General features: G+C 68.5%; 21 protein-coding genes and 2 pseudogenes. 13 read left to right on the forward strand and 10 right to left on the reverse strand.

The window, feature by feature from the left end; all coding sequences use genetic code 11:
* Positions 1-50: 50 nt before the first annotated feature.
* Positions 51-575 carry an Lrp/AsnC family transcriptional regulator gene (locus ACRWNM_RS08655; protein ID WP_431965278.1) on the forward strand — a complete coding sequence of 175 codons (525 nt, stop codon included), beginning with the start codon at positions 51-53 and terminating at the stop codon, positions 573-575.
* Positions 576-585: 10 nt separating this feature from the next.
* Here ACRWNM_RS08655 and ACRWNM_RS08660 read toward each other — a convergent pair whose 3' ends face one another.
* Positions 586-1,698: a winged helix DNA-binding domain-containing protein gene (locus ACRWNM_RS08660; protein ID WP_431965280.1), complete on the reverse strand. Its 1,113-nt coding sequence runs from the start codon at positions 1,696-1,698 to the stop codon at positions 586-588.
* Between the two features lie 22 nt (positions 1,699-1,720).
* Positions 1,721-2,695, reverse strand: coding sequence for an NADPH:quinone oxidoreductase family protein (locus ACRWNM_RS08665; RefSeq protein ID WP_431965282.1), 975 nt, complete (start codon positions 2,693-2,695; stop codon positions 1,721-1,723).
* A 115-nt stretch (positions 2,696-2,810) separates the two neighbouring features.
* Here ACRWNM_RS08665 and ACRWNM_RS08670 point away from each other — a divergent pair, with 115 nt between their 5' ends.
* The gene (locus ACRWNM_RS08670; protein WP_431965284.1) at positions 2,811-3,131 is read left to right on the forward strand and encodes a WXG100 family type VII secretion target; all 321 of its coding nucleotides are present in this window, start codon (positions 2,811-2,813) and stop codon (positions 3,129-3,131) included.
* Entirely contained in the window at positions 3,128-4,249 is a 1,122-nt protein-coding gene (locus ACRWNM_RS08675; RefSeq protein ID WP_431965286.1) for a transglycosylase SLT domain-containing protein, read from the forward strand. Before ACRWNM_RS08670 ends, ACRWNM_RS08675 begins: the two co-directional genes overlap by 4 nt.
* Before the next feature lie 10 nt (positions 4,250-4,259).
* Here the strand turns inward: ACRWNM_RS08675 and ACRWNM_RS08680 are convergent, their stop codons facing one another.
* Together ACRWNM_RS08680 and ACRWNM_RS08685 are read right to left on the reverse strand one after the other, a co-directional pair.
* Positions 4,260-5,480, reverse strand: coding sequence for a DUF7373 family lipoprotein (locus ACRWNM_RS08680; RefSeq protein ID WP_431965288.1), 1,221 nt, complete (start codon positions 5,478-5,480; stop codon positions 4,260-4,262).
* Complete coding sequence (locus tag ACRWNM_RS08685; protein WP_431965290.1) at positions 5,477-6,397, reverse strand: hypothetical protein; 921 nt, start codon at positions 6,395-6,397, stop codon at positions 5,477-5,479. Before ACRWNM_RS08685 ends, ACRWNM_RS08680 begins: the two co-directional genes overlap by 4 nt.
* 598 nt (positions 6,398-6,995) lie before the next feature.
* Here ACRWNM_RS08685 and ACRWNM_RS08690 point away from each other — a divergent pair.
* Positions 6,996-7,769: an acyl-[acyl-carrier-protein] thioesterase gene (locus ACRWNM_RS08690; RefSeq protein WP_431965292.1), complete on the forward strand. Its 774-nt coding sequence runs from the start codon at positions 6,996-6,998 to the stop codon at positions 7,767-7,769.
* 42 nt (positions 7,770-7,811) lie between these two features.
* Here the strand turns inward: ACRWNM_RS08690 and ACRWNM_RS08695 are convergent, their stop codons facing one another.
* Positions 7,812-9,482, reverse strand: a complete 1,671-nt coding sequence (locus tag ACRWNM_RS08695) for an FAD-dependent oxidoreductase (RefSeq protein WP_431965294.1) — start codon at positions 9,480-9,482, stop codon at positions 7,812-7,814.
* Between the two features lie 189 nt (positions 9,483-9,671).
* On the opposite strand from ACRWNM_RS08695, the gene ACRWNM_RS08700 reads away from it, so the two are divergent.
* Positions 9,672-10,163: a SixA phosphatase family protein gene (locus ACRWNM_RS08700; protein ID WP_431965296.1), complete on the forward strand. Its 492-nt coding sequence runs from the start codon at positions 9,672-9,674 to the stop codon at positions 10,161-10,163.
* A 13-nt stretch (positions 10,164-10,176) separates the two neighbouring features.
* Here ACRWNM_RS08700 and ACRWNM_RS08705 read toward each other — a convergent pair whose 3' ends face one another.
* Entirely contained in the window at positions 10,177-10,380 is a 204-nt protein-coding gene (locus tag ACRWNM_RS08705) for a hypothetical protein (protein ID WP_431965298.1), read from the reverse strand.
* Between the two features lie 86 nt (positions 10,381-10,466).
* Here ACRWNM_RS08705 and ACRWNM_RS08710 point away from each other — a divergent pair, with 86 nt between their 5' ends.
* From ACRWNM_RS08710 to ACRWNM_RS08735, 6 genes and pseudogenes are all read left to right on the forward strand, one after another.
* Positions 10,467-10,835 carry a VOC family protein gene (locus tag ACRWNM_RS08710; protein ID WP_431965300.1) on the forward strand — a complete coding sequence of 123 codons (369 nt, stop codon included), beginning with the start codon at positions 10,467-10,469 and terminating at the stop codon, positions 10,833-10,835.
* 145 nt (positions 10,836-10,980) lie between these two features.
* On the forward strand, positions 10,981-11,430 hold the full coding sequence (locus ACRWNM_RS08715) for a MerR family transcriptional regulator (protein WP_431965302.1): 450 nt from the start codon (positions 10,981-10,983) through the stop codon (positions 11,428-11,430).
* Positions 11,427-12,446: an aldo/keto reductase gene (locus tag ACRWNM_RS08720; RefSeq protein WP_431965304.1), complete on the forward strand. Its 1,020-nt coding sequence runs from the start codon at positions 11,427-11,429 to the stop codon at positions 12,444-12,446. Before ACRWNM_RS08715 ends, ACRWNM_RS08720 begins: the two co-directional genes overlap by 4 nt.
* 124 nt (positions 12,447-12,570) lie before the next feature.
* Positions 12,571-13,023 (forward strand): annotated as a pseudogene (locus ACRWNM_RS08725) (carboxymuconolactone decarboxylase family protein); the annotation flags it as partial.
* A 60-nt stretch (positions 13,024-13,083) separates the two neighbouring features.
* A pseudogene (locus tag ACRWNM_RS08730) lies at positions 13,084-13,353 on the forward strand (GNAT family N-acetyltransferase); the annotation flags it as partial.
* Positions 13,354-13,550: 197 nt separating this feature from the next.
* Positions 13,551-14,540, forward strand: coding sequence for a pirin family protein (locus tag ACRWNM_RS08735; RefSeq protein WP_431965306.1), 990 nt, complete (start codon positions 13,551-13,553; stop codon positions 14,538-14,540).
* Positions 14,541-14,627: 87 nt separating this feature from the next.
* Here the strand turns inward: ACRWNM_RS08735 and ACRWNM_RS08740 are convergent, their stop codons facing one another.
* Together ACRWNM_RS08740 and ACRWNM_RS08745 are read right to left on the reverse strand one after the other, a co-directional pair.
* The gene (locus ACRWNM_RS08740) at positions 14,628-15,107 is read right to left on the reverse strand and encodes an SRPBCC family protein (RefSeq protein WP_431965308.1); all 480 of its coding nucleotides are present in this window, start codon (positions 15,105-15,107) and stop codon (positions 14,628-14,630) included.
* Positions 15,104-15,436 (reverse strand): ArsR/SmtB family transcription factor, encoded by a 333-nt coding sequence (locus tag ACRWNM_RS08745; protein ID WP_357458616.1) that lies wholly within the window; start codon positions 15,434-15,436, stop codon positions 15,104-15,106. Before ACRWNM_RS08745 ends, ACRWNM_RS08740 begins: the two co-directional genes overlap by 4 nt.
* A 123-nt stretch (positions 15,437-15,559) precedes the next feature.
* Here ACRWNM_RS08745 and ACRWNM_RS08750 point away from each other — a divergent pair, with 123 nt between their 5' ends.
* Complete coding sequence (locus ACRWNM_RS08750) at positions 15,560-16,030, forward strand: PaaI family thioesterase (RefSeq protein ID WP_431965310.1); 471 nt, start codon at positions 15,560-15,562, stop codon at positions 16,028-16,030.
* Between the two features lie 34 nt (positions 16,031-16,064).
* Here ACRWNM_RS08750 and ACRWNM_RS08755 read toward each other — a convergent pair whose 3' ends face one another.
* A complete protein-coding gene (locus ACRWNM_RS08755) occupies positions 16,065-17,075 on the reverse strand; it encodes an aldo/keto reductase (protein ID WP_431965312.1) in 1,011 nt (336 codons plus the stop codon).
* Positions 17,076-17,175: 100 nt separating this feature from the next.
* Here ACRWNM_RS08755 and ACRWNM_RS08760 point away from each other — a divergent pair, with 100 nt between their 5' ends.
* Positions 17,176-18,036, forward strand: a complete 861-nt coding sequence (locus ACRWNM_RS08760; protein WP_431965314.1) for a helix-turn-helix transcriptional regulator — start codon at positions 17,176-17,178, stop codon at positions 18,034-18,036.
* Position 18,037: 1 nt separating this feature from the next.
* Here ACRWNM_RS08760 and ACRWNM_RS08765 read toward each other — a convergent pair whose 3' ends face one another.
* Positions 18,038-18,685 (reverse strand): hypothetical protein, encoded by a 648-nt coding sequence (locus ACRWNM_RS08765; RefSeq protein ID WP_431965316.1) that lies wholly within the window; start codon positions 18,683-18,685, stop codon positions 18,038-18,040.
* Positions 18,686-18,839: the final 154 nt, after the last annotated feature.

Raw genomic sequence — 18,839 nt, forward strand, 5'->3', positions numbered from 1 at the left:
ACGAATCGAACGGTCATGCTGCCACGTTCGCGCCCCCACAGGAGGTCGCCATGTCACGCACCCCGGCGAAGCTGGACGAACTCGACCTCGCCATCCTGACCGCGATGCACGAGCACCAGAAGGCGGGAATCCTCGAGCTCTCCCGGCGCACCCGGGTGGCGCGAGCCACCGTGCAGTCGCGCATCGGGCGCATGGAGGAAGCCGGTGTGATCGCCTCCTACGATCCGCAGATCGACGTCACCGCAGCGGGTTTCGACGTCCAGGCCTTCGTCACACTGGAGATCGCGCAAGGCGCGCTGGACACGGTGGCCGCCGAGCTGGCGGCCATCCCCGGCGTGCTGGAGGCGTACGCGACGACCGGTTCGGGCGACGTGCTGTGCCGTATCGGCGCCGACTCGCACGCCGGGCTGCAATCGGTACTGCTCAGCATCGACCGGACCGGTTCGGTAGATCGTTCGCACAGCGTCATCGTGCTGTCCACGGTGGTGCCGCGGCGCACGCTGCCGCTGCTGCGCACGCTGACGCCGACCGGAAGCAGCAAGGCCCCCGCGTACCGGGAATCCCACGAACGCTGAAGCGCCCGTTTCACGGCCGCAGATCTGCGCCTACCTCAAGAATCTCCACGCTCGGCCGCTTGTCGCCCTCCAGGAAGGCAAGCAGCGCAAGGGCTTCGGCCTCCACCTCGGCTCGCTCGGCGGCCGACCACGCGCGGCTCGGGCTGACCCGCAGCCGCGCGACGCCGGACTGCGGAAAGATCTTGTACAACCCCGCGACGAAGCCGTCGAGCAGCACCGGAGACACCGCCGTCGCGAAAGCGCGCAGCGTCGGGGTCGCACCATCCGGGACGATCCGGCTTCGATCCTGGTGCGAGAGAACGGCGTTGTCGTACCAGCCGAGCAGCCGGACCGGTGCGGGCAGCTCCGGGTCGGCCAATTCGGCGTCGGCGAGGTCGTAGAGGGTGCGGCCACGCTCGTCGGTGTGGGTGCGCAGCCGCTCGCCCAGCGCGTCGACGGCCTTCTTCAGCCCGGTCAGCTTGGACCATGCCTGCATGTCCATGGTCGTCGCGGGGCCGAACGCGCGCAGATACCGGACGAGCAACTCCGCGAGCGGGTAGCTCGGATCGAGCGGCGCACCCAGCCACGGCTGGACCCGCGACCACACCGGACGGCTGTTGTCCTTCCACTTCCCGCGCGGCGGCGTCTGCAGGACCGGCAGCTGATACAGCCAGGTCTGCACCACCGCGCCGGGATCCCGGTCCGGCCACAGCGCCGCGGCGCGGGCGCGCAGTTCCGCGGCGGGCATCGGCTCGTCACCGAGCGTCTCCTCACCGCGGGCCCGCACCTCGTCCGGGTCGAGGCCGATCATCGCGCCGTAGTTGAAGCCCTTGCGGAACGGGACCTTCTCCAGCTCCGGCTGGATGTGCGGCGCGATGCCCAGCGCGTCCGGCGGGGTGACCAGGTGAATGGTGCCGCGCATCAACGTGATCCGGACCAGCGAGCGGTCCTCCAGTCCCGCCGACACCACCTCCGGGTCGAAATCCGCCAGGCGGCTCCACAATCCGATGAACGGCGGCGGCACGTCCTGCGCCTGCAGGCCGACCAGGTGATCGCACATCTGCGGCACGGTCAGCGACGAACGCGCCAGCAGGTGCTGGCGCTGCAACAAGGTCCGGTTCAACACCCGGTGAGAAAGCGTCATGGGATGACAGCGACCGCCGCGCTCAGCGCAGGGTGACGACGACCTTTCCGGTTGCGGTGCGGTTGTCCAGCGAGGCGACGGCCTCGGCGGCCCGGTCCAGCGGGTAGAGCACCGGATGCGGCGGCGCGATCTCGCCGGAGGCCAGCAGCGGCTCCACCTCGGCCCACTGTTCGGCCAGGTAGCCCGGGTGGGTCATGACCCACTCGCCCCACGCCGCGCCCGCCACCTCGACGTTCTTGAGCAGCAGGCGGTTCACCTTCACCGTCGGGATCTCACCGGCGGTGAAGCCGACCACCAGCAGCCTGCCTGCCGAGGCCAGCGAGCGAATGCTGTCGGTGAAGCGGTCGCCGCCCACCGGGTCCAGCACGATGTCGACGCCGCGTCCGCCGGTCAGCTCCTTCACCGCGGCCAGCCAGCCGTCGGCGAGCACCACGTCGGTGGCGCCGTTGGCCTTGGCCACCTCGGCCTTCTCCGGCGTGCTCACCACGGCGATCACCCGGCCCGCGCCCAGCGCCGCCGCCATGCGCAGCGTCGAGGTGCCGATGCCGCCCGCGGCGCCGTGCACGAGCACCGTCTCGCCCTTGGCCAGCCTGCCGCGGTTGCGCAGGCAGAAGTGCACCGTCAGGTCGTTGAACAGGATGCCGGCGCCCGCCTCCAGCGAAATGTTGTCCGGCAGCTTGAACACCATCTGCGCGGGGGCCACCGCGACCTCGGCCATGGCGTTGCCGAGCAGCGTCAGCGCGACCACCCGGTCACCGGGCCGCACGTGCGCGTCGGCGGGCGCCTCGCGCACCACGCCCGCGACCTCGCCGCCCACCACGAACGGCAGCTCCGGTTTCATCTGGTACAGCCCGCGGGTCATCAGCACGTCGGGGAAGGCGACGCCCGCCGCGTGCACGTCGATGACCACGCCGCCCGGATACGACGCGGGCTCCGGAATCTCGACGATCTCGACCGCTTCCGGTCCCTCCAGCTTGCTGACCTGGGCTGCGCGCATGTGCCGACCTCTCTGTCCGTTCGACGACATCGGTCGTCATCGATGACACCGTGACCAACATAACGATTTTGCTATGCTGGCCGCGACTTTCAGGTCGGGGAGAAGGGGGTTTTCCATGGTCGACGGACCGCAGTCCGCGCCGCAGCTACAGGTGAATCCGCAAGCGCTGCAAACGTTCGCGAACAACCTCGGCGGCGAGGCAGGCCTGATTCGCGGGCTCAACATCGGCAACGGGTTCAATCCCGCCGTCTCGGCGCTGCAGGGCACGAGCTTCGGCAACTCGGCGGGCCGCGCCACCGACCTGACCAATCAGTGCCTGCACCGCATCGCCGACCGCCTCGACAAGGTCGCGCAGAGCACCCGCACCGCGGCGGGCGCCTACGAGGTCGCCGAGGAGGATTTCGCGACCCGCCTCCGCACGATCGCGCTGCCATGACACTCACGATCGGGAACGTCGCCGCCTGGGAGCCCGCCCAGGTCGGTACCGCGGGCGCGAACGCGCGCACACTCTCCGAAAAGCTCGACGCGGCGGTGCGCAAGGGCTCCGACGACACCGCCCGGCTCGGCACCGACAAGGTGTGGTCCGGCGCCGCCGCCGACGCCGCCAACGAGCGGATGGACACCGAGAAGATCCGCTCGGGTGCGGTGAGCGCGGCGCTGCTCGAGCTCGCCACCGCCTTCGAAGCCGAGGTCGGCAACCTGACCGAAGCCAAATCCAACGTCCTGCGCCTGCGCGATCAGGCCGCCAGCGCCGGTCCCGTCCCCGCCGAGGGCATGGGCCTCATCGCGGGCTTCACGGTGAACGACAACGGCACCGTCGACGCCACCGCGCGCACCGACGAACTGCTCCGCGACCTCACCGGCCAAGCCGCCGACGATCTGCGCCTTCGCATCCGCGCCGACGCCGCGACCTGGGAAACCCAGATCACCACGGCCCTGCAGACCGCCGAGTCCGTGGCCACCGAGGCGCAACGCAAGGTCGACACCGCCGTCACCAAGCTCCGATCGGCCCTCGACGGCCTCGCCGACACCGAACTCGTCCCCGCGCCTGCACCGACCACCCCGGCCGCCACCACCCCGCCCACCACGCAACGCCCGAGCAAGCCGCAGTATGTGATGTCGTCGGGTTCCGGCGGGAACGGCACACCGTCGGGCAGCACGAGTTCAGGCGGCCCGGTCGGGCCCATGCCGACCGGCGACAAAGCCCAGTGGATCCAGGAAGCGCTGAAGATTCTGCGTGAAATGGGCTACGACACCAGCGATCCCAATCTGGTCGCCGATATCTCGGAAATCATTCGACGGGAGTCGGGCGACAATCCACACGCATTCAACGGCTGGGATTCGAATGCGGCGGCGGGAATTCCGTCCAAGGGCGTGATGCAAACAATCGACCCGACTTTCAACTCCTACAAAGCTCCTGGTCACGACGATATCTGGAACCCGGTCGACAATATCGTGGCAGGAGTCCGATATGCGGTCGACCGCTACGGATCCGTGCACAACGTGCCAGGCCTGGTATCACTGCGCGCGGGTGGCGCATACCAGGGTTATTGAGTTCATCGGTTTATCGGCCGCCGGAATTCGCCAGCAAGGCGAACTGCGCGGCGGCCCGTTGCTTGGTTTCCCACAGTCGAGTGCCGAGAAGCAGCGCACCGTAGCGTCCGTAGGCGACAAAACACCGGAATCGTTGCGGGGCAATGGTGAATAGGTCCTCGACGCACGACGCGCCCGGCACATCCTCCGGTGGATCGACGACGCGACGCTCGGCGGGATCGCCCAGTTCGGCGGATTCTCGCACCCACCGCTTCGCCGCGTCGACGTCTCGGGTCCGGAACAAGAAAGTCATGGGAGCGACGGCGACCCGGTCCACTCCGGCATCGCGCAACGCCCTCGACCTGCCCACCTGATCGAGGACGAAATTGAGGTAGCCCCGCGTCGTGTACACCACTTCGCTGTTGCCGTCCGGCCGCCCGACCACGCCACCATCATGCAGTGAGCGTGCAAGCATGCCGTCAGGATCCTGACGCAGTCTGCGCAATTCCGTGATCGGAGTCGGTTCGAAGGTGTCCAGCATCGCGATCTCGGCCTCGAGGTATTTCTCGGTCATCCCGATCAACAAGTTCAGATCCGTGTTGCGGGTCACCGCGTAAACGCTGATCACGAAAGGGCCGTGGGGCGTCGTACTGCCGAGCGTCGGAAAGGTGGGCCGCCAGTGGGCCGCCGCTCGCGGGTACTTCGGGAGTCTCACCGGGACGTTGTTCGGATCGGCCACCGAGTCGACCGCGTCGAGTTCGACCGCCGCCGCCGTGGCCGACCCCTCGTCCGGGAACCGGGTCACGGTCACGGTCAGTCCCTCACGCCGTTGACCGGCTGTATCGTGCAACGCCTTCTCCGGCGGCACTTGGGTATCCGCCGAAGCAGTCGAGAACCCGAGGACCATCCCGTGTTTCCGCAATACCGGAACGGTGGAATCGAACAAGTACCGGACCACCGAATCAGGACGCGTGTGCGCACTCGCGGTGGCGCCGAGCGCGTATTTCGGGTCGACTTCGAAAGGACTGAGCACCGCGTCGGCCATTCGCGCCGCCTCGATTCCGAGGTAATCGGGCTGGACAAGAGCGGCGGAGAGGGTCGGCGTCGTGGTCGGGAAGCGGCCGGTGTCCAAGGTTCGTACGTCGATCTCACCCGGCACTCCCGCGCCCGGCACGGTCGAGGAGCACCCGGTCAGCAGGACGAGCGCCGCTAGCGCGACAAACCAGATCGATCGATGCGCAGATCGGGTCATCGGCTCACCTTCGGGGGCAGGTTGGCGTAGACATGGTCCACAATGTCTACCGCGGCAAGGCATTTACCCTCAGGACGGACATCGGACGGATTGATCATCCGGACCCGAACCACCTCGGCGGTGTCGGCATCCACCACCCGGTATATGGCCCGCCTGGTGCATTCCGTACCGCTCAGCTCGTTCTCGTCGACATAGACGACCCGGCCGCCGCCCGCCTCGACCGCTATCGGTTTCGTGGGGTCCACGAACGGTTCGGTGCGTTCGAGGGTCAACGTCAGCGAATTGACGCCGAACCAGGTGCAGGAATGGGCAGTATCCGGAGTGCCGGGCACCTTTGGGCCGACCGATAGCTTGATCTCGCTCGGTCGCACCAGGGAGCACGGATCGAGTCGAGCAAGGGAGTTTCGGATGTCCGGCAGCAGGGGTAGCCCGTTCTCGGCGCGATCCGCAACCGCCGCGGCTGCCTTCTCCGCGACATCGCAGGGCTTGTCGCCAGGCTGTTCGCCCTGCACCCGCACGGTGATTCCGAATTGCGGCTCCATGGGCGCGGGAACCAAGGCCCTCGCACAACCTTCCTTCTCCGCGGCCACATCCTCGAGAAGTGGAACACCCGAGACTCGGTCACCGTTGTCCCGGTAGCCCTCCAGGCGCGCCACGCGCAGCTCGAATCGTTGTCTACCGGCCGTGCCGGTGCACGAGCCCCACTCCGCCGACTCGGGTTTCGTCGTCCACTCGCCGAGCGACGGGACGAGGGGCTCCTTCATCACCGCGCACCAGTCGGTGGAGCGGAGCTTGGTGAGATCGACCTTCGCGAGTGGATTCACCATGTCCGCCGCCGCGCCATCGCTTTTCGTCAGTACGACACCGACCGCGACGGCGGCGACCAGAGTCGCGCTACCGGCCAGCGCGGCGATCATTGGCCTCCGGCGCCCCCGAGGCGTTGATTCACTGTCCGCCAACCTCCGCAACCGCTCGTCGAAACTGGTCGCCGGGTCGAGGAACGTCGATTCGTCCGCGCCGATGATCCGAGTGCCCTCCGGGTCGGCGAGCAGGGCGGAGAGCTCGGCGGATTGGCGGATGACCTCGTGGACGGCGGTCGGCCAGGGGTAGGGCTGGGATGTGAGGGGGCCTAGGTAGTCGAGAATTTGGGCGGAAGTGGGGCGGGACTGCGGGTCCTTGCGCAGGCAGGGTTCGATGAGCTGGCGGAGTTCGGGTGGCAGGGCGGCCAGGTCGGCATCGGTACCCCAGCGGTTTCAACCGTGCCCCTCCCCTCGGCCCTGCACCGGATAGTACCGATACCCGCGCTGGGCGGCACCGTACTCGGCGATCGACGGCGGCCGCCGCTCTCCGCCTGGGACAATGGCTGGGGCAGGCATGGTTGCGGGGTGTTGCCAGGTATTCGCCTACCAATGAGTACAGGCGGCTCGACGCGAGGGTGTGACGTACGCCCCGTAAAGTCGTCTCACAACAGCACCGCAAGAAGACGCGGCACAACGTGCAGCGCGAGGAGCACCAGTGTCACTCGATCAGCCACTCGCCCCGCTGAGCCAGGAGGGCATGGGCTATGCCTCGGCGTGGCCGGTACGGGCTGGCGATGTGGATCCGTACGACCGATTGAGGTTCGACGCCGTCGCCAGATACCTGCAGGATATCGCTTGGGAACAGCTACATCACACGTTCCTGCACCGGTCTGATCCGAGCTGGATCGTGCGCCGCACCGTCATCGACGTCATCCGGCCGATCGTGTGGCCGGACACGGTGCATCTGCTGCGCTGGTGTTCGAGCATGTCGACCCGGTGGTCGAACATGCGAGTGCGAATCACCAGCGACAACGGCGGGCTCATCGAGACAGAGGGCTTCTGGATCAACATCAACGAATCGACCAACCGGCCGACCCGGATCAGCGACGACGGCCTGTCCTACCTGGCGAAGACCGCGAGCGAGCACCGGCTGCGGTGGCGGCCCTATCTGCTCGACCCGACTCCCCCCGAGTCGGACACCGATCTGCCTTTTCCGGTGCGGGCCACCGATATCGACCAGTACAACCACGTGAACAACGCCTGTTACTGGCAGGCGGTGGAGCAATTCCTGGTGGACTATCCGAAGCTGGTCGCGGGGCCGCACCGCGCGGTGATCGAGTACGTCGCCCCGGTGCTCGCGCGCCAGCACATCAGCGTGCGCAGCCGCTACGAACCCGGTGACCGCACCGGACATCCGGTGCTGCGGCTGTGGTTCGTGGTCGGCGGGACGACCACGACTGTCGTCCGCATCATGCCGCTGCCCGCTTGACCGGCCGGCCGGGACCGCATGGGCCCCGACCGGCTCCGTGACTCAGCCGCGGGCGGCCTTGAGCAGATCCTCCCGGGTGGTGAACTTGACCCGCGGACGTCCGGCGGACTTGCCCGCCGACTTCTCCGCCTGATCGATGGACTTCCAGCCCGAGCGATCGACGAGGTCGGCCTGCCGCTGCGCGACGAGCGCCTTCAGCGCGTCCCGATCGCCCTGCGGCACAGCGAGTTTGCCCGCGATGAAATCGTTGACGAGCTGCTCGACGGTCTCCTCGGAGTCGATGCGGTTCGTGCCGATGACCCCGCGCGGTCCGCGCTTGATCCAGCCGCTGACGTACACGCCGGGCAGCGGGACGCCGTCCTCGCCGAGCACCCGGCCGTGCTCGTTGGGCACCACGGCGCGGCGCTCGTCGAACGGTAGGCCCGCGACCGGCTGGCCGCGGTAACCGATGGAGCGCAGCACCAGCGACGCGTCCAGCCGGTCGGTCCGGTCGGTCGCGCGCGCCACCAGCTGGCCGCCCTCCTCGACCAGTTCGTTGGCCACGAATTCGATGCCCTCGACACGCTCGTCGCCGGTGAGCGCGGTCGGCGAGGCCAGGTAGCGGAAGACGATCCGCTTGTTGGCCGGGTCGCGGCGGCCCGCGGCGTATTCCTCGGCGAGGGTGTACTTCAGCTGCAGCGAGGGCTCCACGTCCGGATCGTCCAGCAGCGCGCGGCTGGCCGGGTCGAGCTCGAGCTCGGCCTGGTCGACGACCACGTCCACGCCCTTCAGGTGGGTGAGCGCGAGGAACTCCGGCGAGGTGTAGGCCGCTTGCAGCGGGCCGCGCCTGCCGAGCACGACGACCTCGCGGATGTTGCTGCGGCGCAAGGCATCCAGCGCGTGGTCGGCGATATCGGTCTTGGCGAGTTCGTCCGGGTCGACGGTGAGCACCCGCGCCACGTCCAGCGCGACGTTGCCGTTGCCGACGATCACCGCGCGCTCACCGGACAGGTCGAAGTGCCGGTCGGCGTAATCGGGGTGGCCGTTGTACCAGGCGACGAACTCGGTGGCCGAGTGGCTGCCCGGCAGATCCTCGCCGGGGATGTTCATGTGACGGTCGCTGGCCGCGCCGACCGCGTAGATCACCGCGTGGTGGTGCTGGAGCAGCTCTTCGTGCGAGATGTGCGTGCCCACCTCGACGTTCAGGTAGTACTGCAGCGCCTCGCGGCGGAACGCGGACTCGAACATGCCCGAGACCGTCTTGGTGACGGGATGGTCGGGGGCGACGCCGGCGCGCACCAGACCCCACGGCGTCGGCAGCCGGTCGAACATCTCGACCTCGACGTCGCAGCGGCGCATGAGCTCGTCGGCGGCGTAGCAGGCCGCGGGCCCGGCGCCGACGATCGCCACGCGCAATCTGCCGAGTTCCTTCGGCGGACGCTGCGGCGCCACGATCGGGTCGAAGTTGGATTCGAGCGGGTGCCGTTCGAAATAGTCGGCATTGATGTCGCGGAACCGTGCGAGCGAGGCCGTCAGGTCGTCCTCGGGGTAGATGGCCTCGACCGGGCACGCGTCCACACAGGCGCCGCAGTCGATGCAGGTGTCCGGGTCGATGTAGAGCATTTCGGTCGTCGCGAACTCCGGCTGGTCCGGCGTGGGACGAATGCAGTCGACCGGGCACTCGGAGACGCAGCTGGCGTCGTTGCAACAACGCTGCGTGATTACGTAGGCCATATTGTGCAGATCCTCGAAGATGTACGTGGGCTGGTGCCACCAACGGGTTGAGGTGGTCCGCGGTGTCACAGGGCGGATAGCGAGATGTGACGCCGCTTTCAGTGTGCCTCGAGAGTGGCGTACGCCTCTCTTCGGACCACCTACGTGCCTATCACACCGAGGTAACGGGCGGAGGCTTACGGTATTGCCATGGTGCGGACCCTGATCCTGATGCGGCACGGCAAGTCCAGCTATCCGGACGGCGTCGGCGATCACGAGCGCCCGCTCGCACCGCGCGGGCAGCGGGAGGCCGGGCTGGCGGGCGAATGGCTGCGCGAAACCCAGCCACCGATCGACGCGGTGCGCTGTTCGACGGCGGTGCGGACCCGCGAAACCCTGGCCGCGACGGGCATCACCGCGCCGGTCGTCTACGAGCGCGGCATCTACGAGGCCTCGCCGCGGACCCTGATCGAACTGATCCAGCTCAGCGACGACGACGTCGAGACCCTGCTGCTGATCGGTCACGCGCCCGGGATGCCGTGGACCGCATGGGAACTGGCAGCCAATCGCACGTCCAACCAGGCCGTCGAGCTGAGCAGGAAGTTCCCCACCTCGGCCATGGCGGTGCTCGAATTCGATCGCCCCTGGTCCGATATCGACCCGGGCACCGGCGAACTCGTGCGCTTCCACATTCCCCGCTGAGGCGAGCTCGCGCTCACCGCAGCAGTTTGCCGCCGACGACGAGGCCGACGCCGAGCAGGATCAGTAGCAGGAACGCGACGAATCCGTTTGTCAGCCACCAGACAACACCGAGCACGACGACGAACGGCGCCACCGCGATCGCGGTGATCACAGGACTCTCTTTGACCGTGGCCCAGGCCGAGCGGGCCCGGATCCGGTCGATTTCCTTTCCAGGCATGCCACCAGGGTAGGCGCGTTTGCGCCCGGCGACCCGTGACCCGCGATATCGGTCCCCGTGTCGGTGAGCGGTGGGATGCTGACGCGATGGATTGGAAAATCGAACTCGTCGCCATCCCGGTCACCGACATCGATCGGGCCAAGGACTTCTACACCAGCATCGGTTTCCACGCCGATCACGACCATTCGCCCAGCGAGGACATTCGCTTCGTGCAGCTGACGCCGCCGGGATCGGGCTGTTCGATCTGTATCGGGCGTGGCATCACCGAGGCGGCGCCCGGCAGCGTCGAGGGCATGCAGATGGTGGTCTCCAGCGCCGAGAAGGCCTACCAGCAGTTGGTCGAGGCGGGTGTGGACGCCACGCCGGTCCAGGACATGGGCTGGGGCCTGTTCACCTTCTTCAGCGACCCCGACGGCAACAAGTGGGCCGTCCAGGAGTTGCCGAAGTACAACTGAGCCCTTCGTAAGCCTGTCGCCACGTGCGGTCGGCGGCGGCTCCGATGCCGACCACTCGCGCGGTTGGCAGAATCGGTCTTGCTTGGAGTGCACTCCAGGTGACTAGCGTCGTCCGTGTTCGACGAGAGGGGCGAGACCGGTGGCCATGACGGCACGTCACGAGGGTGACAACGAACGGGAACGGCCGAAGTACTCGATCGGCGAGGCCGCCGAGCGATCGGGCCTGAGCCGCGACACGCTGCGCTGGTACGAGCGGATCGGGTTGATGGATTACATCGGCCGCGACCACACCGGTAAGCGCCGGTTCAGCGACCGGGATCTGGAATGGCTCGAGCTGATCGGGCGGCTCCGCACCACCGGCATGTCGGTCGCCGACATGCTCCGCTACGCGGAGCTGGTGCGCGCCGGTGACTCCACCTTCCCGGAGCGGCTCGCGATGTTCCGCGATACCCGCGCCGAGGCGCTCGCCAAGATCGCCGAACTGCAGAACACCGTGGCCGTGCTGGATTACAAGATCGCCATCTACGAAGGCAGATCCGCCGCGATCCGGCCGGCCGCGCTCACCACGCACGACAGCGAAGGGATCAAGGCATGACCACGACCGACACGCTCCCCACCGCCGCGCTGGGCGCCGACGGCATCCAAGTCGGGACGCAGGGCCTGGGCTGCATGGGCATGAGCGAGTTCTACGGTCCGTCCGATCTCACCGAGTCGCGAGCGACGTTGGATCGGGCGCTGGAACTCGGCGTCACCCTGTTCGACACGGCCGATGTCTACGGCTCGGGCCACAACGAGGAGTTCCTCGCCGATTTCGTGCGGGCCAACCGCGATCGCGTGGTGCTGGCCACCAAATTCGGCATCGTCCGCAAGGCGGACGACCCCACCTATCGCGGCCTCGACAACTCCCCCGAGTACATCCGCGCCTCGGTGGACGCCAGCCTGCGCAGGCTGGGCATCGACGTCATCGACCTGTACTACATGCACCGTCGCGATGTGCGGGTGCCGATCGAGGACACCGTCGGCGTCATGGCCGAACTCGTCGCGGCGGGCAAGGTGCGTGCGCTCGGGCTCTCCGAGGTGACCGGCGCGGAGCTGCGCGCGGCGCATGCCGTGCATCCGATCGTCGCGGTGCAGTCGGAGTGGTCGCTGTTCTCCAGGGACGTGGAGAACACCGCGGTGCCGGCCGCCGCCGAACTCGGCGTCGCCTTCGTGCCGTATTCGCCGCTCGGCCGCGGCTTCCTGACCGGATCCTTCGCGGCGGCGGGCGAATTGGCCGACGCGAACGACTTCCGCAGGGCGATGCCGCGCTTCACCGGCGACAACGCGCCACGCAACGCCGAACTGCTCGCCCCGGTGCGCGCCATCGCCGAGGCTCGCGGCGTGACGCCCGCGCAGGTCGCGCTGGCCTGGGTGCACAGCAGGGCGGTCGCGCACGGCCTGCCGGTGATCCCGATCCCCGGCACCCGCAGCCGCACGCGGCTGGCAGAGAACGTGGCCGCCGCGACGCTGACGCTGTCCGCCGACGAGCTCGCGACGCTCGAGCCGATCGCGGCGCAGGTGGCCGGAAACCGGTACGCGGACATGACTTTCACGTCCGCGGGCCGGGAGTAGTCCCACCCGCCGCGTCGTTCGAGCCGGGCGGCAGCCTCGGCCGCCCGGCTCGGACGAACAGGTGGGTGGTGCCACCGTCGACCAAGGGTGACACGTCAACCAATCGCGACTATCATCCGTCGTCATGAACCCCGAGAATCGGGTGTGGGTCGACAAACAGACGCCTCGCGCCTACCGCGCCCTGCTCGCCACGGCGAAAGAGGTCAGGGCCGCCGCCGAGGCGGCCGGGCTCGACCGTAGGCTCGTCGAGCTGGTCAATCTCCGGGTTTCCCAGCTCAACGGCTGTTCGCACTGCTTGGACGTCCACTACCGCGCCGCGCTGCGGGCGGGCGCCACCGAGCAGGAGATCGCGGTCCTGCCCGGCTGGCGCCGCGGCGGCCCGTACTCCCCGCGAGATCGGGCCGCGCTCGCCCTCGCCGAGGTCACCGCCCTTTTGCCCGATGAGGCGGCGGTCGAGCGTGAGTACGCTTCAGCACGAGAGCACTTGTCCGATGACCAGATGTCGGCAGTCGTCTGGGTCGCCACCACGATCGGCGCCTTCAACCGTGTGTCGATCATGAGCAAGCACCCGGTCCGGGCGCACAAGGAGGAGGCAACCATGACCGATCTCGCGGAGACCAAGGTCGCGCGCAACGCCGAGCAGAACCGCTACGAGATCTACTACGGCGGCGAACTGGCCGGCTTCACCGAGTACATCGAACGCGACAACGACACCGACTTCGTCCACACCGAGATCGACAAGGCCTTCGGCGGCAAGGGCCTCGGCAGCACGCTCGCCAAGGAAGCCCTCGACGATGTGGTCGCGCGCGGGCGCACCATCACCGCGCACTGCCCGTTCATCAAGGGCTTCGTCGACAAGCACCCGGAGTACGACCCGCACGTGGTCGGCAAGGGCATCCAGCGATGAACGCGCGAGTCGCCGTCCTCTCGAACGCGGGAGAGGCGCAGGCATGAGCGAACGGAGTGAGCGAATCATGTGCCAGCGCGCATCGCGCATGCCGGAGCCGAGCGTCAGCGAGGTGCAGGCATGAGCGAACGTAGTGAGCGAATCGTGTGCCAGCGCGCATCGCGCATGCCGGAGCCGAGCGTCAGCGAGGCGCAGACATGAGCGATCTCGATCCGCATCCCGCGGAATCGGTGTGCCAGCCGACGCCGGGTCCCGGCCCGGTCGCCGAGCTCTACCCGGCGCGCGAGGTGCCGCTGGGCGGCGTGCGCGGGGTGTTCGTGGAACGGGTGCTGCCGCAACGGGATCTGCCGACCGTCGGAGCGTGGTGCTTCCTCGATCATTTCGGCTCCCCCACGGTCACCAAGACCGGCGCGCCGCCGGATATCGATCCGCACCCGCACATCGGTTTGCAGACGGTGACCTGGCCGTTCGAGGGTCGCATCCGGCATCGGGACTCGGTGGGTTCCGATGTGGAGATCAACCCCGGCCAGCTGAACCTGATGACCTCCGGTCGCGGCATCGCGCATTCCGAGTACGGCGATCCCGACGCGCCCGCGGGCCACGGCCTGCAACTGTGGATCGCACTGCCCGGCCACCGCGCCGCGGTCGATCCGCATTTCGAGCAGCATCGCGACCTGCCGGTCTACGAGGCCGACGGCGTGCGCGCCATCGTGCTGATCGGCTCCTTCGCCGGGCTGACCTCGCCCGCCATGGCCTACACCCCGATCGTGGGCGCCGATGTGCGGGTCGATCCCGGCGCCGAGATCATCATTCCGCTCGACCCGGCCTTCGAGCACGCGCTGCTGGTGATCGAGGGCGAGGTGACCGCCGCCGATACCGAGGTGAAGCCGGGCCCGCTGCTCTACCTCGGTTCCGATCGGGCCGAGCTGCGGCTGGCGAGCGGCACCGGGGCGCATCTCGCGCTGATCGGCGGCGAGCCGTTCGGCGAGGAACTCGTGATGTGGTGGAACTTCGTGGGGCGCAGCCACGAAGAGATCGTCGCGGCCCGGGAGGATTGGGAGAACCGCCGGGTCGAGCGCTTCGCCCCGATCGCGGGACATCCGCCCGACCAACGCATTCCGGCCCCGCCGATGCCAGCTCTGCACCTGAAGCCGCGCAAGCGGCGCATCGGCGCGGAGCGCGCCTGAGGGCTCTCGAAATGCGCACCGCGCCGGGGATTTCGTTCTCCGGCCGCCCGGCCCCCGCCCGATCGCGGGGGCCGCAGACGCCTCGGCTCAGGCAGACTCGGCGAGCAGTTCGTCCAGCGCCCGGTAGCTGGCATTGAGCCCTTCGGACATCCCGGACTGCAGCATGCCGTCGCGCTCCTGCGGCGTGTGGAACTGGCTCACGGTGACGACCTTGGTGCGGCCGTCGCCGAGGTCGACGAAGGTGGTGGCGTCGATGGCGACGTGGGCGGGCATGCCGTCCCATTCGAAGGACTGCACGATCCGCTCCTTCGGGGTGATCTCACGGAAGCGCCCCTCGAAGCCGTGCGGGCCGCCCTCGGAGTGGTCGACGAAGCGGTAGTGGCCGCCCTTGCGGAACTCCCAGCGCTCCACGTCGAATCGCTTGCCCTGCGCCCACCACTGGACCAGCTGCTCGATCCGGCTGTAGGCGTCCCACACCCGGTCCAGCGGGGCGTCGAAGATCCGCTCGATGTGGATCTCCCGGTCGACGGGGGTGGTGATGTCGGCATCGCGGGTTGTCGTGCTCATGTGTCTGGCTCCGTTCGTTCGAGGAATTCACCGAGACGGTCCATCCGGGCTTCCACCATCCGCCGATAACCCTGCAGCCACGCCACTTCGCGGTCGAAGACGTTGTCGCCGAGTCGGCAATACCTGACCCGGCCCCGCTTCTCCGTGACGACCATACCCGCGTCCTCCAGCAGCCGGATGTGCTTCTTGATGCCGGTGAGGGTCATCTCGAAACGCTCGGCCAGTTCGCTGACGGTCGCGGGCCCGCTGCCGAGGCGCTCGAGAATCCCACGCCGGGTGGGGTCCGCCAGCGCCCCGAACGAGGCGTCCAGGAAGTCATACTGAACCATCAGGTTCAGTATTGCGAGTGCGCGCCGCCCGAGTCAAGACCCGCGTGGAAATTGTGGACAAGCCGGGTTCGAGGCGATAAAAATAGAACGCGTTTCAGTGACGACGTCTCGGCGGGAGTTCGGATGGACAGCGCGACCATGGGGGATCTGGTGATGGCCGGATTCCAGAAGCTGGGGTTCATTCAGTACGCCGGAATCGAAGGCGTGGAGTTCGATGCCGGACGCAATGTCGTGTCCATCGATCCGCGCCCGGAACACCTCAACCACAACGGCGATCTGCACGCGGCCGTGCTCTTCGGCCTGGCCGAGACCGCCGCGATGGGCGCCGCCGTCTCGGGCATCGTCGATCTGATGGGCGAGACGTTCATCGTCGCCCGCGACGGACGCATCGAATACCTGGCGCGGGCCAAGGGCGTGGCGGGACCCTTCCGCGCGACATCGGAATTCACCGCGGGCACCGTCGAGCGCCTGCGCGCGGATATCGCGGGACGTGTCGCGGTGGAGCTGGAGGTGCCCGTCCAGATCGCGGACGACTCGGGAAAGCCCGTTGCGGCGGCGACGTTCACCGCCGTCATCCGCCCGAGAAGGACTTAGGGCGGCGGGCTACCCTCTTGGCCCACACCGGTCTTCACCGTTCGCTGTCCAGCATCTCCATTTGCGCGGCCGCGTACCTCTCCCCGGCGACCTGGTCCTGGGGCACGGCTGCCTCGATGCTCGCCAATTCGTCGGCGTCGAGCCGGATGTCGAGCGCACCGAGCGCTTCCGCCCAGCGCTGCCTGCGCCGCGCGCCGATGATCGGCACGATGTCCGAGCCCCTGGCGAGGACCCAGGCGATCGCCAGCTGCGCGACCGCGACCTCCTTGGCGGCGGCGATCTTCGCCAACGCGTCGACCAATCGCAGGTTGCGCGTGAGGTTCTCGCCCTGGAAGCGCGGGCTGTGTGCGCGGAAGTCGTCCGCGCCGAAGCTCTCGCGCGTGCGCACGGTATCGCTGAGCAGGCCGCGCGACAGCACACCGTAGGCGGTGATGCCGATGCCGAGTTCCCGTGCGACGGGCAGGGTCTCGGCTTCGATGCCGCGCGAGACGAGCGAGTACTCGATCTGTAGGTCGGCGATCGGATGCACGGCGGCGGCGCGGCGCAGCGTCTCCGCGCCGACCTCGGACAGGCCGATGTGCCGGACGTAGCCCGCCTCTACCAGCTCGGCGAGAGCGCCGACCGTGTCCTCGATCGGGACGGCGGGATCGAGCCGCGCGGGCCGATAAATGTCGACGTAGTCGACCCCGAGGCGCTGCAACGTGTAGGTGAGGTAGTTGCGGAGCGCGACCGGACGGTTGTCGAGGCCGCCCCAAGTTCCACCCGGCCCGCGCAGCACGCCGAACTTCACACTGAGCCGAATGTCCTCGCGGCGGCGGTCCGCGATGGCTTTGCCGATCAGCATCTCGTTGTGGCCCGCGCCGTAGAAGTCGCCGGTGTCGATGAGGTCGGCGCCCGAATCGAGGGCGGCGTGGATGGTGGCGATGGACTCGGCGTCGTCGGCCGCGCCGTACATGCCCGACATACCCATGGCGCCGAGCCCGAGGCGGCCGACCGTGGGTCCGGTGGCGCCGAGCGTGGTCTTCTCGATCGTGGATTTCGTCATGTATCCACTCTGACCTGCGCGTCCGGTATCCGGCAGAGATCGCTTATCGGGGGATCGGCGATCCCTGGCCCGTCCGGCCGAAATCCGCGACAGTGGAGTGATGGACCGTTCCGAACTGGCCGACTTCCTGCGCCGCCGCCGCGAACAGCTCACGCCCGCGGAGGTCGGCCTGCCACCCGGCGTGCGCCGTCGCACTCCCGGGCTGCGCCGCGACGAGGTGGCGTTGCTGGCCGGTATGTCCACCGACTACTACACGCGGCTGGAGCAGGCGCGCGGCCCGCGGCCGTCCACCCAGGTGCTGGCGTCGCTGGCGCGGACGCTGCGATTCAGCAACGACGAGCGCGACCACCTCTACCACCTGTGCGGACACCAGCCGCCTGGCCCCGCGCTCGGCGACAAGCACGTCGGCCCCGGACTGCTGCACATGCTGGCCAAGCTCGACGACACCCCGGCGGCCGTGGTCACCGATCTGGGCGAGGTGCTCGTGCAGAACCGGATGCACACGCTGCTCGTCGGCGATCGCGCGGGCAGCCGGGGTCTGGACCGCTACTACGCCTGGGGCTGGTTCGCCGACTCCGCCTCGCGCGGGCGCTTCCCGGAGGAGGACTGGGATCGCCTGAGTCGACAGCACGTCGCGGATCTGCGCGCCACCGCCGCCCGCCGCGCCGGGGACGCAGACGTCACCGAGTTCATCGGGGCGCTGCGCGCGGCGAGCGCCGAATTCGAGCGGCTGTGGACCGAACACGAGGTCGCGGTCCGGCTCTCGGACACCAAGCGCATCGTGCACCCGGTGGTCGGGTTGATCGACACCGTGTGCGAAACGCTGCTCACCCCGAACGCGGCCCAGCGCCTGCTGGTCTACCTGCCGCGACCGGGGACCGACGCCGCCGAGAAGCTGGAACTGTTGCGGGTGGTCGGGACGCAAGATTTCAGGCCCACGCCCTCGACCGAGCGTCGCTGAATCAGGGCTGACCGGTGAGGTACGCCTGGGCCGCGTCGATCGCGGGCTGGCCGCCTGCCTGGTAGAGCCCGGCGAACGCGCCGATCACGCCGCCGACGACCGTCGTGATCGGGACGGTGATGAAGTCGAGCACGAACAGACCCAGCGGGAATCCGACCAGGAAGCCGATGCCCGCGCCGATCGCCGCGCCCGCCAAGATCTGCGGCATGGCCTTCTCGGCTTCGGCGAAGAAGCGCTCCTGCGAGCTGATCTCACGCACCGGAGCGTCCGACGTCGCGGCGGGCGCGAGGGTCAGCTCGGTGCCCGCTTCGTTCACGAGCGGGGTGAGGTCGATGCGGTGACCCTCGATGTGCAGGGTCATCGGCAGGGCGGCGACGACCTGGCCGGTGCGGTCGGCGATGGTGACGATCCGGTTGTCGCCGACCAGGCCGAAGCGGCCTTCCTCGAGCGTGGTCACGGTGGAGCGCCGATCCTCGGAGACGGCGACGCGGTAGCCGATCTCGTGGAAGACGCCGCCGAGATTCAGCGCCGCCGCGGCCGGTGCGGTCTGCGCGGGCCGGTCCGCGGGTTCGGCGTGCACGACGCCCGCGCTGATTCCGGTGGCCGCCAGTGCCAGCAACGCCGTCGCGGTGATTCTGCCGATCCTCATCCTGTGCTTCCTGTCGCGCCGTCCGGTTCGCAATGTCCGGTTTGTCCGCCGACAACTTACCGGTCGCCGGGCGGCTTCTGAAGGGCGTCAAGGTAATTGGGTGTGATCTAACAGAGTCGGTCAGTCGTGGATGTCGGCGCTCGAGCGCTGAAGA

Source organism: Nocardia sp. bgisy134, from assembly GCF_965341865.1.
GTDB lineage: Bacteria > Actinomycetota > Actinomycetes > Mycobacteriales > Mycobacteriaceae > Nocardia.

Excerpts from the sequence above, each read along its gene's own strand:
- ACRWNM_RS08655 (WP_431965278.1), top strand. The coding sequence starts at position 51 with ATGTCACGCACCCCGGCGAAGCTGGACGAACTCGACCTCGCCATCCTG.
- ACRWNM_RS08660 (WP_431965280.1), bottom strand. The coding sequence starts at position 1,698 with ATGACGCTTTCTCACCGGGTGTTGAACCGGACCTTGTTGCAGCGCCAG.
- ACRWNM_RS08665 (WP_431965282.1), bottom strand. The coding sequence starts at position 2,695 with ATGCGCGCAGCCCAGGTCAGCAAGCTGGAGGGACCGGAAGCGGTCGAG.
- ACRWNM_RS08670 (WP_431965284.1), top strand. The coding sequence starts at position 2,811 with ATGGTCGACGGACCGCAGTCCGCGCCGCAGCTACAGGTGAATCCGCAA.
- ACRWNM_RS08675 (WP_431965286.1), top strand. The coding sequence starts at position 3,128 with ATGACACTCACGATCGGGAACGTCGCCGCCTGGGAGCCCGCCCAGGTC.
- ACRWNM_RS08680 (WP_431965288.1), bottom strand. The coding sequence starts at position 5,480 with ATGACCCGATCTGCGCATCGATCGATCTGGTTTGTCGCGCTAGCGGCG.
- ACRWNM_RS08685 (WP_431965290.1), bottom strand. The coding sequence starts at position 6,397 with ATGATCGCCGCGCTGGCCGGTAGCGCGACTCTGGTCGCCGCCGTCGCG.
- ACRWNM_RS08695 (WP_431965294.1), bottom strand. The coding sequence starts at position 9,482 with ATGGCCTACGTAATCACGCAGCGTTGTTGCAACGACGCCAGCTGCGTC.
- ACRWNM_RS08700 (WP_431965296.1), top strand. The coding sequence starts at position 9,672 with ATGGTGCGGACCCTGATCCTGATGCGGCACGGCAAGTCCAGCTATCCG.
- ACRWNM_RS08705 (WP_431965298.1), bottom strand. The coding sequence starts at position 10,380 with ATGCCTGGAAAGGAAATCGACCGGATCCGGGCCCGCTCGGCCTGGGCC.
- ACRWNM_RS08710 (WP_431965300.1), top strand. The coding sequence starts at position 10,467 with ATGGATTGGAAAATCGAACTCGTCGCCATCCCGGTCACCGACATCGAT.
- ACRWNM_RS08715 (WP_431965302.1), top strand. The coding sequence starts at position 10,981 with ATGACGGCACGTCACGAGGGTGACAACGAACGGGAACGGCCGAAGTAC.
- ACRWNM_RS08720 (WP_431965304.1), top strand. The coding sequence starts at position 11,427 with ATGACCACGACCGACACGCTCCCCACCGCCGCGCTGGGCGCCGACGGC.
- ACRWNM_RS08735 (WP_431965306.1), top strand. The coding sequence starts at position 13,551 with ATGAGCGATCTCGATCCGCATCCCGCGGAATCGGTGTGCCAGCCGACG.
- ACRWNM_RS08740 (WP_431965308.1), bottom strand. The coding sequence starts at position 15,107 with ATGAGCACGACAACCCGCGATGCCGACATCACCACCCCCGTCGACCGG.
- ACRWNM_RS08745 (WP_357458616.1), bottom strand. The coding sequence starts at position 15,436 with ATGGTTCAGTATGACTTCCTGGACGCCTCGTTCGGGGCGCTGGCGGAC.
- ACRWNM_RS08750 (WP_431965310.1), top strand. The coding sequence starts at position 15,560 with ATGGACAGCGCGACCATGGGGGATCTGGTGATGGCCGGATTCCAGAAG.
- ACRWNM_RS08755 (WP_431965312.1), bottom strand. The coding sequence starts at position 17,075 with ATGACGAAATCCACGATCGAGAAGACCACGCTCGGCGCCACCGGACCC.
- ACRWNM_RS08760 (WP_431965314.1), top strand. The coding sequence starts at position 17,176 with ATGGACCGTTCCGAACTGGCCGACTTCCTGCGCCGCCGCCGCGAACAG.
- ACRWNM_RS08765 (WP_431965316.1), bottom strand. The coding sequence starts at position 18,685 with ATGAGGATCGGCAGAATCACCGCGACGGCGTTGCTGGCACTGGCGGCC.